The organism is Pseudomonas sp. 1L-C-7-B-C1 (assembly GCF_057291635.1).
In genome coordinates, this window is sequence record NZ_JBXAWH010000001.1 from 603,200 (window position 1) to 615,587 (window position 12,388).

At 58.5% G+C, this 12,388-nt stretch carries 12 protein-coding genes; 7 read left to right on the forward strand and 5 right to left on the reverse strand.

All coding sequences use genetic code 11. The features are described 5' to 3' along the window. The first annotated feature begins 40 nt into the window (after positions 1–40). Complete coding sequence (locus tag AC0Z8Z_RS02715) at positions 41–1,153, forward strand: hypothetical protein (protein ID WP_485617753.1); 1,113 nt, start codon at positions 41–43, stop codon at positions 1,151–1,153. A gap of 192 nt (positions 1,154–1,345) precedes the next feature. Here the strand turns inward: AC0Z8Z_RS02715 and AC0Z8Z_RS02720 are convergent, their stop codons facing one another. Further along, on the reverse strand, positions 1,346–1,978 hold the full coding sequence (locus AC0Z8Z_RS02720; RefSeq protein ID WP_485617755.1) for a hypothetical protein: 633 nt from the start codon (positions 1,976–1,978) through the stop codon (positions 1,346–1,348). Between the two features lie 205 nt (positions 1,979–2,183). Between AC0Z8Z_RS02720 and AC0Z8Z_RS02725 the strand changes: the two genes are divergently transcribed. Both AC0Z8Z_RS02725 and AC0Z8Z_RS02730 read left to right on the forward strand, forming a co-directional pair. Continuing rightward, complete coding sequence (locus AC0Z8Z_RS02725) at positions 2,184–2,477, forward strand: hypothetical protein (protein WP_485617756.1); 294 nt, start codon at positions 2,184–2,186, stop codon at positions 2,475–2,477. Positions 2,478–2,646: 169 nt separating this feature from the next. After that, positions 2,647–3,813, forward strand: coding sequence for a glycosyltransferase family 4 protein (locus tag AC0Z8Z_RS02730; RefSeq protein ID WP_485617758.1), 1,167 nt, complete (start codon positions 2,647–2,649; stop codon positions 3,811–3,813). A gap of 246 nt (positions 3,814–4,059) precedes the next feature. On the opposite strand, the gene AC0Z8Z_RS02735 is transcribed toward AC0Z8Z_RS02730, so the two are convergent. From AC0Z8Z_RS02735 to AC0Z8Z_RS02745, 3 genes are all read right to left on the reverse strand, one after another. Further along, positions 4,060–5,163 carry an NADH:flavin oxidoreductase gene (locus AC0Z8Z_RS02735; protein WP_485617759.1) on the reverse strand — a complete coding sequence of 368 codons (1,104 nt, stop codon included), beginning with the start codon at positions 5,161–5,163 and terminating at the stop codon, positions 4,060–4,062. A 124-nt stretch (positions 5,164–5,287) separates the two neighbouring features. Further along, on the reverse strand, positions 5,288–5,770 hold the full coding sequence (locus AC0Z8Z_RS02740; RefSeq protein WP_122536156.1) for a glutathione peroxidase: 483 nt from the start codon (positions 5,768–5,770) through the stop codon (positions 5,288–5,290). A 114-nt stretch (positions 5,771–5,884) separates the two neighbouring features. Beyond that, positions 5,885–6,370 (reverse strand): FKBP-type peptidyl-prolyl cis-trans isomerase, encoded by a 486-nt coding sequence (locus tag AC0Z8Z_RS02745; RefSeq protein WP_074884740.1) that lies wholly within the window; start codon positions 6,368–6,370, stop codon positions 5,885–5,887. Here AC0Z8Z_RS02745 and AC0Z8Z_RS02750 point away from each other — a divergent pair. From AC0Z8Z_RS02750 to AC0Z8Z_RS02760, 3 genes are all read left to right on the forward strand, one after another. After that, on the forward strand, positions 6,353–6,700 hold the full coding sequence (locus tag AC0Z8Z_RS02750; protein ID WP_485617830.1) for a DUF3565 domain-containing protein: 348 nt from the start codon (positions 6,353–6,355) through the stop codon (positions 6,698–6,700). The two genes, AC0Z8Z_RS02745 and AC0Z8Z_RS02750, sit on opposite strands and share 18 nt — an antisense overlap. 94 nt (positions 6,701–6,794) lie before the next feature. Next, positions 6,795–8,888 (forward strand): phosphate acetyltransferase, encoded by a 2,094-nt coding sequence (gene pta / locus AC0Z8Z_RS02755; protein ID WP_122536157.1) that lies wholly within the window; start codon positions 6,795–6,797, stop codon positions 8,886–8,888. Positions 8,889–8,968: 80 nt separating this feature from the next. Beyond that, positions 8,969–9,874 carry an acyltransferase gene (locus tag AC0Z8Z_RS02760; protein WP_485617760.1) on the forward strand — a complete coding sequence of 302 codons (906 nt, stop codon included), beginning with the start codon at positions 8,969–8,971 and terminating at the stop codon, positions 9,872–9,874. A gap of 184 nt (positions 9,875–10,058) precedes the next feature. On the opposite strand, the gene AC0Z8Z_RS02765 is transcribed toward AC0Z8Z_RS02760, so the two are convergent. Further along, a complete protein-coding gene (locus tag AC0Z8Z_RS02765) occupies positions 10,059–10,760 on the reverse strand; it encodes a YiaD family glycine zipper/OmpA-like lipoprotein (RefSeq protein ID WP_065991834.1) in 702 nt (233 codons plus the stop codon). Between the two features lie 423 nt (positions 10,761–11,183). Here AC0Z8Z_RS02765 and AC0Z8Z_RS02770 point away from each other — a divergent pair, with 423 nt between their 5' ends. Then, positions 11,184–12,383: a cyclic di-GMP phosphodiesterase gene (locus AC0Z8Z_RS02770; protein WP_485617761.1), complete on the forward strand. Its 1,200-nt coding sequence runs from the start codon at positions 11,184–11,186 to the stop codon at positions 12,381–12,383. The last annotated feature ends 5 nt before the right edge of the window (positions 12,384–12,388 follow it).

Genomic DNA, 12,388 nt, shown 5'->3' on the forward strand with positions numbered 1-12,388 from the left:
TCTTCTCAGCGTTTGAGGCGCGACATATGAAAGGGATGTTATGAATTTATTCAAGTTAACGGGCAGTTCTAATTCCAAACTCTGCCTTATCGTGCTCCTATGGGTAATCACGACTTGCACTCGCGCCGAAACCCACGCTTTGGAAGGACGATATTACCTGTACGGCGTGATGGAAATGGCGGCTGGATTGCAGCTGGAAAAAGACGGCACATTTACGGCGGGAGTCGAATATGGAAGTGCCAGTGGCTATGCGAAAGGGAAATGGTATGTCGAGGACGACGTCCTGACGTTAGAAAGCGAACCCACTCTTCGGCCCGCTTATGAGCTTGCCTTCGACTTATTCCGGGAGCGACCGAAGAGTGCGCTTTTGCAATACGCCATCCAGAATAAATACTCTCCATTGGAGTTCTGGACGAGTCACTACATTTTGGAAATGCGTTACGCTCGTTACCGTGAGCCTCCTCGCATCAAGCCGGAGTTCGTCCACTTCCAATTTGACCATGGCCCCGCTGCCTCTATAAAGCTCACAGCTGACCCATCGTCCCGTGCAATGCTTCACTACGATCCCAACAGAACAATAACAAAAATAGGGCTCAGCACTTCTCAAATGGCCGCCCCAACACGCTGGTTCGACGTAGCACCCAACAGCCACATGTTCAATTTTTGGTGGAAAAAACCAACAAACCAACCGATCACTTACACAGAACCAGATGAGTTCACGCTAGCTGAGGCCCATCGAAGACTCGAAGAGCAAGACGCTCATCAAATCGACACTCACTACCTGGTTGAAGTCTTTCATTACGATCCGATGAAACCGCCTCCCATTAAGCCGATGACGGTGTATTGGCAGTTCAAGGACGGATCGACCGTAACGAGTGTCTGGACGGATTCGGGTCAAGAAAGGATAGCCCTGCCCTACCAGGCCAACAAACAACTGGAAAAAGTTGGCGTGCGGATGGAGGGGGCGACCGAAGCCATTGAGTGGTTTGAAGTTACCCCGGAGGCGAGGTGGCTAATCGTAGAGTGGGACGCCAAGCCCAACCCGGCATACGGAGAGTTATCGGATCTGTTTCAGTATCTGCAACTAGACGTCACGCCCGGCTGCCTCTCTTTGGAGATAGGCGGCAGCACAGGTTGCTTCCGGCCTGGGTGACCCCGCGCCACCTGCTTGGCACGCTACACATAAGGCTGCGGCGGTGGCGGGAGCGTCGTTGTTTTGGGTGAGGTAGCGTGGGGCGGAGACGCTGGCAGAACGGATTCGCTGATGAAGAGAAAAGGCCTCGAGTGAGGCCTTCTTTGTGTGAGACGCAGGGGCGTCTATCAGTGTAGCCACTCGCTCATCCGGCTAAAGGCCATGGCCGGAAAAATACATTCTGATAGCTTCGATCATGACAACGATGATTATCACGACGACCCAGCACATTAAGCCCAGCATCGCCCATACGCCTTCGCCGAAGGTGGAACCACACTTGCAACTTCCTTCGGCGTCGCGGTTCAGCTGGTTAATGAACGACTGCACTCTGAGCATGATCAGGAACTGTGCGAACGTCGAAATGACGGATATCGCTAGCGGGATAAGCCCAAGGCCTGCCGAAGCGCCACCTCCCGAGCCTGCAGCAATGCCATGGACAAACACGACAAGTGACGGGGCGAGTGCCAGAAGAATCATGCCTGCCGCAAGCGTGCCCCAATAAGGCATCCCCCGCTGCCCTTTCTCCTTCAGCAAGGCGTCGACCTTGCCAAACATGGACGGCACATAAATCAGTCCGAAAATGGTGCGCAGAACAGGCCAGATCGGCTTCGCCGAATACGCTTTGTATCGCGACCAGTTTTTGTAATACCAGTAAAGCCCGTACAACCCGCAAGTGATAAACATCATCACCGTCAACTTGACCAGCGATACCGTATAAAACGGCGGGTCGCTCGCAGGTAAAGCCGTCAAATCGGCAGCAGGTGGCGTGTTGAATTGTTCGGACACAGCGTTTCCTCCAGAAGTTGAGGCGACGCATGCTAAAGGCGGAAACACTCTTTTGATCAACCTCGGGAAAATCAGGACGGTTCCTACGACGGTATTCGCCACTTCCCACACCCTTCCTGTTTAACCATGGACATGCCCACTCCGGGCGAGCATTTGCCGCCGCGTTCAAGCGCCCGGCGTATTCATCAGCAGGAGTCATATGCCCATGGAATCGACACCGCTTAAAACCACTGCTCATCTTGCGTCGTTTGTGATGGACCGACAGAAGAAGCCGGAACCCCACGCCCCCGCGTTCATGCAAGCACTGGCGCAGGCGACTCAGCCGTTCGTTTCACAAACCCTGAAGGCTGAATCTGCGAACCTTGCCAAGCCCGCTGAACCCCGTTCGCACCTGCAACTGACCAGCCTGAACCCGGTGCAGACGCACTACGTGCCAGAACCGGCTGCCTTCGAGCGCATCGGTGAGTCGCGGCTTGTGCCCTTCACTGTTGGTGGCTGAGGCGTCCCGTGTCACCGCAGTTTTATTTGAACCTGATCGGGTCGTATGTCGTTCTTAAACCGGTCAGGTTCGAGCGACGCCAAGTTCAAATCTCTGCCAGCCATGTGCAGTCACAAATCCATCACTCAACCGCCACACAAGCGCAATGACCCGCTCAGAAACTGATCTCATGAGTAAATCCCTGCGCATTACCCTGATCACCGAGACGTATGCACCTGAAATAAACGGCGTGGCCAATACGCTCAGCCGTTTGTGCGACGGGCTGCGCCTGCGGGGGCATCGGGTTGAGGTGATTCGGCCGCGGCAAAGCGACGATGAAATGCGCGCGGCCGGGGAAGATTTGATGCTGTGCCGCGGCTGGCCGATTCCGGGATATCCCGGGCTGCAGTGGGGGCAGTCATCTATGCACAAGCTGCTGCGCCGCTGGCAGCGCAATCGCCCGGATGTGCTGTATATCGCGACAGAAGGACCGCTTGGTCTTTCGGCGCTGCGTGCCGCGCGGCGACTGGGGATTGCCATCGTCAGCGGGTTTCACACCAACTTTCAGCAGTACACGCGGCAGTACGGGCTGAGCTTCATCACGCGCCTGCTAACGACTTACCTGCGTTGGTTTCATAACCGCTCAAACGCCACCCTCGTGCCCAGCTTCACGCAGAAAACCGAACTCGAACGCCGAGGCTTCGAGCGACTGGAACTGTTGTCGCGGGGTGTTGACTGCCAATTGTTTCACCCGTCGAAGCGCTCAAGTGCGCTGCGTGAGAGTTGGGGCCTTGAACCAGGCGATACGGCAGTTCTGCATGTCGGACGGCTGGCGGCGGAGAAAAACCTCGGCCTGCTGAAGACCACCTTTGACGGCTTGGTCAGCACCTATCCCGAGAAAAACCTGCGGCTGGTGATTGTCGGCGACGGACCGGTAAGGCCAACGCTGCAGCGTCAGCTCCCGAACGCCATCTTCTCCGGCACCCAGCGCGGGGATGCGCTGGCGGCGCACTATGCGTCAAGTGATCTGTTTCTGTTTCCGAGCCTGACTGAAACTTTCGGCAACGTGGTGCTGGAAGCGTTGGCGTCAGGGCTGGGGGTGGTCGCCTATGACGAAGCGGCGGCGGCCCAGCACATTCGCCACGGCCATAACGGCACGGTAGCGATGCCGGGGGATGAAGACGGCTTTGTCGATGCCGCGCGGTGGATGCTAGAGGATGACGAAACCTTGCGCCGGGTCAGGCTGAACGCCCGGCAGCACGCGAGTCGTCAGGGATGGGCCGGGATCATCGACTCATTCGAGAGTTATTTGCGGGCGGCGAGCGAGACGCGGGATGGGGTTGTGCTGGGGGTGTAGTCGCTCACGAAGAGTTTCACACTGTCTCAAACGCTGCGTATGTGGGAGTGAGCTTGCTCACGAAGAAGCAAGATCATCCGCCAAATCCTCAGCGACTGGAATGCCGTCTTCGCGAGCAAGCTAACTCCCACACGGACGGTGTTTGCTGCGCGACAGGGCGGCGTCAGGACGACGGGAATCTCCCACAGTAGGGTGTATTGCCCGGTGATTTCTTAACAATGAAGACCGGGCAGGCGCAACTGGGCTTCAATCCAGTCGGCCCAGCGCTTCACGGCTGAACGGCAAGATGTCGTGCTCGCGGCCTTCCTTCACTTTCAACGCCCAGTCCGGGTCGACCAGCAGGGCGCGGCCGACTGCGACCAGATCGAACTCCTCGTTGCCCAAGCGCTTGAGCAAATTTTCCAGGCTCGCGGGCTGGGCGACTTTGTCGGTGTTGACCATGAATTGCAAAAACTCTCCGTCAAGTCCGACGCTGCCCACCGTGATGGTCGGTTTACCGGTGAGCTTGCGGGTCCATCCGGCCAGGTTCAGGTCAGATCCTTCAAACTCAGGCTCCCAGAAACGTCGCGTCGAGCAATGGAAGATGTCCACGCCTGCGTCGGACAGCGGTTTGAGGAACGCGTCGAGCTCTTCCACCGTTTGCACCAGCCGTGCGCTGTAATCCTGCTGTTTCCACTGCGAGTAACGAAAAATGATCGGGTAGTCCGGACCTACTGCTGCCCGCACGGCCTCAATCAGTTCGATGGCAAAGCGTGAACGGTGCGCGAGATCGCCGCCGTACTCGTCGGTACGCTGATTGGTGCCTTCCCAGAAGAACTGATCGACCAGATAACCATGGGCGCCATGGATCTCGACGCCGTCCATGCCGATGGCTTTCGCGTCTTTCGCCGCCTGGGCGAACGCTGCAATGACCTCGTCGATGTCTTGCTTGCTCATGCCGTGAACCACAACGTTGCCGTCTTTTAGCCTCTCGGTCGGGCCATAGGCCGGCACCGTGCCGTCGGGCTCTGTGCCCAGACGGCGCACAGCGCCCACGTGCCAGAGTTGCGGCACGATCTTGCCGCCTTCTTCGTGAACCGCTTCCACCACCTTGCGCCAGCCTTCCAGTGCCGGTTCGCCAAAGAACTGTGGCACGTTGGGGTAGCCATTTGAGGCCTTGTGCCCGACTGTGGTGCCTTCGGTGATGATCAAGCCAACGCCCGCAGACGCACGACGACGGTAGTACTCGATGACTTTGGAATTGGGTACGCCGCCCGGTGAAAACGAGCGGGTCATCGGCGCCATGACGATGCGCGTTGGCAACTCGAGGCTGCCCAAGTGGAAGGGTTTGAACAAGGCTTGAACAGGCATGCAGGCGTCCTCGGCATTCTGGAAATATGATGAAGGTCATACAGAATGAGCCGAAGCGCAGGGGATACGAAGCACTATTGACTGGAGTGATTAAGGCTCAGAAGAAGGACAGCGAATTGAAATACTAGGGCAGTGCCTTCTCGATCGCACTCACCACTTTGGCGTCATCCGGAAGCGTACTGGGTGAGAAGCGTGCCAGAACGCGGCCGTCCTTTCCGACGAGGAACTTCTCGAAATTCCAGGTGATGTCGCCTGGAAACTCGGCGCCTTCGCCCGCGAGCATCTGATACAGCCGATGGCGGTGCGGTCCATTGACTTCAAGCTTGTCGCCCAGCGGAAAGGTCACGCCGTAGTTGAGCGAACAGAACGTCTGAATCTCTTCCTGACTACCAGGCTCCTGACCAGCGAACTGATTGCACGGCAGCCCGAGGACGCTGAAGCCCTGATCTTTGTATTTCTGATAAAGGGTTTCCAGCGCAGCGTATTGCGGCGTGAGGCCACACTTTGACGCGACGTTGACCACCAGAACCACTTTGCCCTTGAGCGGGGCGAGGGGCAGCTCCTGACCATCCAGAGCCTTCAACTTCAGCTCGTGAAATACACTCATGAAAACTCCCCTGGAAACCCTAGGCCGCAAAAAGCGCCCTGTCAGACCGCAAAAACAGATGTTTTCACAAGACCGCTAGGACGCCTGGCCAGCTCACTCAGCTTAGCAGGACAATCAGTGGTGATGGCCACCTTCGCCGTGCACGTGACCGTGGGCCATTTCTTCTTCGCTGGCATCACGGATGGCGACGATCTTCACGTCGAAGTTCAAGCGTTGACCGGCCAGCGGGTGATTACCGTCGACAGTAACGTCGTCGCCGTCCAGATCGCGGATGGTCACGATCTGCATCTGGCCATCCGGGGCGGAAGCGTGAAACTGCATGCCGACTTCCAGCTCGTCGACACCTTCGAACATGCTGCGATTGAGGGTGCTGACCAGCTCGGCGGAGTATTCGCCGTACGCATCTTCAGGCTCGATGGCCACTTTCAGTTCGTCGCCGACTTCCTTGCCATCCAGCGCCTTTTCCAGACCCGGGATGATATTGCCTGCACCTTGCAGGTAAACCAGCGGCGCGCCGCCGGCAGAACTGTCGATGACCTCACCAGCGTCATTGGTCAGGGTATAGTCGATGGAGACAGCCTTATTGGCGGCGATCGGCATGGGGCGAGACCTTTTGCAAATAGATATGAGCGGCCAAGTCTAACCAAGCACTCGCGCGAAAGCGAACGCAACTCAGACGGACGGCCCCGATTGGAATCCCCGAAAGCCCCCTCTCCCCGCTCGATCATTACCGGCTTTGTTCAGGACCTGGACGGTCACTGGGTGGTTGAGCTGTCCTGTGGGCATACCCAGCATTTGCGCCACGACCCGCCCTGGCAATCCCGTGCCTGGGTACTGGATCCGGCGCAGCGCCAGGCAACAATCGGCCAGTCCTTTCAATGCGGCTGGTGCGCGTCGGGGTCAGATAACGATAACCTTGGGCCCCGTTGAGACGCTGCGACTGAACAGCGTCCTGATTTATCCGGTCCGATGGCTGAATTCGTAGCGCCACGACCCTTGCACTGCTCATCTTCGAGAAGCCCGCATGCAGACTTTCTTTATCGCGCCCACAGATTTTGGTGTGGGCCTGACGTCCATCAGCCTGGGGCTGGTGCGCACCCTGGAGCGCGCCGGGCTCAAGGTCGGTTTTTTCAAGCCAATCGCTCAGCCGCACCCCGGGGATCTGGGCCCGGAGCGTTCAACTGAACTGATCGCGCGCACCCACGGCCTCAAGCCGCCCAAGCCGCTGGGGCTGGCTCACGTTGAACGTATGCTCGGCGAAGGCCAGCTCGACGAGTTGCTTGAAGAAATCATCAACCTGTATCAAGAGGCGTCGATTGGCCGCGACGTGCTGATCGTCGAAGGCATGGTCCCGACACGCAGCGCCAGCTATGCCGCCCGGGTCAACCTGCACATGGCCAAGGCCCTGGATGCGGAAGTCATTCTCGTATCCGCACCGGAAAACGAAGTACTAACCGAGCTCTCCGGCCGCGTCGAGCTGCAGGCGCAGATGTTCGGCGGCCCGAAAGACCCGAAAGTGCTCGGCGTGATCCTCAACAAAGTACGCACCGACGAGAGCATGGAAGTGTTTTCGGCGCGGCTCAAGGAACACTCGCCGCTGTTGCGCAGCGGTGATTTCCGCCTGCTCGGCTGCATTCCGTTTCAGGCCGACCTGAACGCCCCGCGCACCCGCGACGTGGCGGACCTGCTCGGTGCGCAAGTGATCAATGCTGGCGACTACGAACAGCGGCGCATGTCGAAGATCATCATCTGCGCCCGCACGGTGCTCAACACCCTGCAGTTACTCAAGCCGGGCGTGCTGGTCGTTACACCGGGCGATCGCGATGACATCATTCTGGCCGTGAGCCTGGCGACCCTCAACGGCGTGCCGTTGGCCGGGCTGCTGCTGACCAGCGACACCCTGCCCGATCCGCGCATCATGGACCTGTGCCGAGGCGCGCTGCAGGCCGGGTTGCCCGTGCTGTCGGTGAGTACCGGCTCGTACGACACCGCGACGCAACTCAACCAGTTGAACAAGGAAATCCCTATCGATGACCGCGAACGTGCGGAGATCATCACCGATTTCGTCGCCAGCCACCTTGACGCCAACTGGCTGCATCAGCGCTGCGGCACGCCCCGTGAGATGCGCCTGTCGCCAGCAGTGTTCCGTTATCAACTGATCCAGCGCGCCCAAGCGGCAAACAAACGCATTGTGCTGCCCGAAGGCGCCGAGCCGTTGACCGTCCAGGCGGCGGCGATTTGCCAGGCCCGCGGCATTGCCCGTTGCGTGCTGCTGGCCAAGCCCGAGGACGTGAATGCCGTGGCCCGCGCCCACGGCATCGAGCTGCCGCCGGGCCTGGAGATTCTCGATCCGGACCAGATCCGCGAGCGCTACGTCGCGCCGATGGTCGATCTGCGCCGCAGTAAAAACCTGAATGCGCCGATGGCCGAGCAGCAACTGGAAGACCCGGTGGTGATCGGCACTATGATGCTGGCGCTCGACGAAGTGGACGGGCTGGTGTCGGGGGTGATCCATTCGACCGCCAACACCATTCGGCCTGCGTTGCAGCTAATCAAGACGGCACCAGGCTGCACCCTCGTTTCATCGGTGTTTTTCATGCTGTTTCCGGAGCAGGTGCTGGTGTATGGCGACTGCATCATGAACCCGCACCCGACGGCCACCGAGCTGGCGGAGATCGCGGTGCAGAGCGCGGACTCGGCCGTGGCGTTCGGCCTGTCGCCGCGGGTGGCGATGATCAGCTATTCCAGCGGCAACTCGGCCAGCGGTGAGGAAGTGGAAAAGGTCCGCGAAGCCACGCAACTGGCGCGCGAAACCCAGCGCGGTCTGCTGATCGACGGGCCGTTGCAATACGATGCCGCCGCCAACGAGCACGTCGCCCGGCAACTGGCACCGGACAGCCCGGTGGCAGGTCGCGCCAACGTGTTCGTGTTTCCGGATCTCAACACCGGCAATACGACCTACAAAGCGGTGCAGCGCAGTGCGGACTGCGTAAGCCTCGGCCCGATGCTGCAAGGCCTGCGCAAGCCGGTCAATGACCTGCCGCGCGGCGCTCAGGTCGACGACATCGTCTATACCATTGCCCTGACGGCGATTCAGGCGGCCACCTTGCCGCACTAACATTGCGCTGCAATATCGCTTGCCCACAATAACCCCGCCGGGACCCACCGGCGGCTGACTGACCCCGGAGTTCGATTCAGATGGATTTCCTGCCCGCCCCTTTGCGCGGCGTCATCGCCTCGTTGCTGTTGGCGCTCAACACGATTCTCTGCTGCACGCCTCTGTTCGTCGTTGCCATCTTCAAACTGTGCCTGCCCTTCCCGGCCGCGCAGAAGGTCACCGACTGGCTGATGAGCCACATCCACGAAGCGTGGATCAGCAACAACAACGCCTGGATGGACCTGCTCGGTCACACCCGCTGGCATTTGAGCGGGCTGGAAAGCCTGGACTATCAGCATTCTTATCTGGTGACGAGCAATCACCAGAGCTGGGTCGACATCATGGTGCTGCAGTACGTGCTGAACCGGCGCATCCGCCCGCTGAAGTTTTTCCTCAAGCAGGAGCTGATCTGGGTGCCGGTGATTGGCCTCGCCTGGTGGGCGCTGGGCTTTCCGTTCATGAAGCGCTACAGCAAGGCTTATCTGGCCAAGCACCCGGAAAAGAAAGGCAAGGACCTCGCCACCACCCGACGCACTTGTGCGAAGTTTCGCAACACCCCGGTGGGCATTTTCAACTTCGTTGAAGGCACGCGCTTCACCGAAGCCAAACATGCGCAGCAGAACTCGCCATTCCGTTACCTGTTGAAGCCCAAGGCAGGTGGCATTGCCTTCGTGCTGGACGCCATGGGCGAGCAGTTGGAGTCCATCGTCAACGTGACCATTCATTATCCGGCCGGACGCCCAGGGTATTGGGACTTGCTCTGCGGGAACGTTCGCGAAGTGGTCGCGCATTTCGAAGAAGTGCAGATCCCGCCGCAGTTCATTGGCAAAAGCTACGACCAGGACGATGCCTACCGCCTCGAGTTTCAGCAGTGGATCAACCGGCTGTGGGAAGACAAGGACGCGTTGCTCGCGCAGATGCATGAGCGCTACCCCGTCAGATCCTGAAGGCTGCATTGATACGCTGCTGTAGGAGTGAGCTTGCTCGCGATGGCACTCTGTCAGGCGCTTATCAGTTGCCAGACACTCCGCTATCGCGAGCAAGCTCACTCCTACAAAGGATGGGAGAAATCTGCTCGGCAAATAAAAACCCCGGCACACTGGCCGGGGTTTTTGATTTTACGTCATGCGGTTACTGCTGTTGCTGGTACTGCTGGCCAGGAATCGGCTTGAGATTGACCTCAACACGGCGATTCTGGGCGCGGCCGTTGACGTCGGCGTTGCTGGCGATGGGTGAATCAGGGCCGGCACCGCGCACCGACAGGTGAGCGGCATCAACCCCTTGGGAGGTCAGGTAGGTCGCCACGCTCTGGGCGCGCTGCTGCGACAGGTCCATGTTGTGCTGACGGCTCCCGGTGCTGTCGGTGTAGCCGACGATTTCAATCATGTTCTGGTTGTATTGCTTTAGCGAACCGGCCAGGTTGTTCAGCGGCGAGTAGAAGCTGCTGGCGATGGCCGACGAATCAGTGGCAAAGGTGATGTTGCCTGGCATCACCAGTTTGATGTTGTCGCCCTGACGTTGAACTTCAACGCCGGTGTTGGCCATGCTCGCGCGCAACGCGGCTTCCTGCTTGTCAGCGTAGTAACCGTAACCGGCTGAGGCAGCACCCGCCACGGCAGCGCCAATCAGCGCACCTTTGCCTCGGTTGTTGTGATCGATTGCAGCGCCGGCGACGGCGCCGGCCAAAGCACCCAGGCCGCCGTACTTGGCGGTCTTGCTCATGCCGCCGGAGTTCTGCGCCTGCCCCTGATTGTCGTATGGATTCTGCGTTGCGCAGCCGGAAAGCACGGTCAGTGCGGTGGCAGCGATGATCAAACGGCGAAAGGTCAACATCAAGGAGAGCTCCTGTTTTGCTTTTCTACGGCCAAACATAAAGGCCGACGATTTGGGCAATTAGAGCATGGTGGCCGTCAAAAATTCCTTAACGACGGCTGAACCGCCTGCGCACGGCCAACGGCAGTATTTCTTTAATAACAAAAGCAAATATTTATGTGCAGCGTGAACATACTGTTCATCGTATTTATGCCACTCAAATTGCCCCGAATCATTTAGCTAACTTACTCAAGCCACTGATTGCTATCGATATTGATTCATCAGCCAGTAAAACCCACAAAATTTAAGGCAGTTTCATTTCTCGGACGCTTTCCTATACTGGCCTTGCGCAACCACAGGAAAGCGCAGTGATGAAGCAAACCATAAAAATCGCTCTCACTTTCAGGCAAGGCAGCGCTGTATCCACGCGCAAGAGCTGACTCTATGCTAAGAAAAATCCCCGTTTCCGACCTCACGCTGGGCATGTACATCCACGAATTCTGCCGCCCGCGGATCAACGATCCGTTCTGGGCCGCGAACGTAGAACGCGAGCTCAGTGACGCCGCCATACTGCGGCACATTCAGGCGTCGACCCGTGAAGTCTGGATCGACACTCGCCTTGGCAAAAACTCCATCGACAGCTCGCCTGCCGAAGAGACTTCCCCCGAGTGTTTTGACGCTGCCGAAACCGCGCCTTGCAGCCTCGAGCTGGAACTGGCCCGTGCACGCCTGATCTGTGGCCGTGCGAAAGCGGCAGTGATGACCATGTTCAGCGATGCCCGGATGGGTCGGGCGATGAATACCGAAGACGTCGACCTGTTGGTCGAGGAAATCTCCACGTCCGTGATGCGCCATCCCCACGCACTCATCAGCCTGTCGCGCCTGAAGACCACCGATGAGTACACCTATATGCATTCGGTGGCCGTGTGTGCATTGATGGTCGCGCTCGCACGGCAGATGGATCTGAATGAAGATCAGGTGCGTGAAGCTGGCGTTGCCGGGCTGATGCATGACGTCGGCAAAATGATGATCGACTCGGCCATTCTCAATAAACCTGATCGCCTGACCTACGAAGAATATGAGGTCATGAAGCATCATCCGCAGGCCGGTCTGGAAATCCTCCAAGGCTGCGAGCGAGTGACCCGGCTGGTAATGGACGTGTGCCTGCATCACCACGAAAAAGTCGACGGCAGCGGTTATCCCCACGGGCTGAAAGGCGACGAGATCAGCCTGCTGGCGAAAATGGGCGCCATTTGCGACGTATATGACGCGGTGACTTCAGACCGCCCCTACAAGAAGGGTTGGGACGCCGCGCATTCCGTTCGCGAAATGGCGTCCTGGAAAGGTCACTTCGATGTGAAGGTGTTTCAGCACTTCGTCAAAACCGTCGGCATCTATCCCGTTGGCGCGTTGGTCCGACTGAAGAGTGAACGCTTGGGGGTGGTTGTCGAACAGGATGAAAAATCTCTGTTGCACCCTAAAGTGAAAGTCTTCCTGTCCACCCGAACCCGGATACCCTTTGAGCCGCACGTCATCAACCTCGCCTGCACCACTGTGCGAGACGGCATCCTGAAGTTTGAGCTGGCTGAAGATTGGGGCCTGCTGGACGTCGCCAGCATGTGGGCCGGTCAGCCCGCGGCTTGAACCTA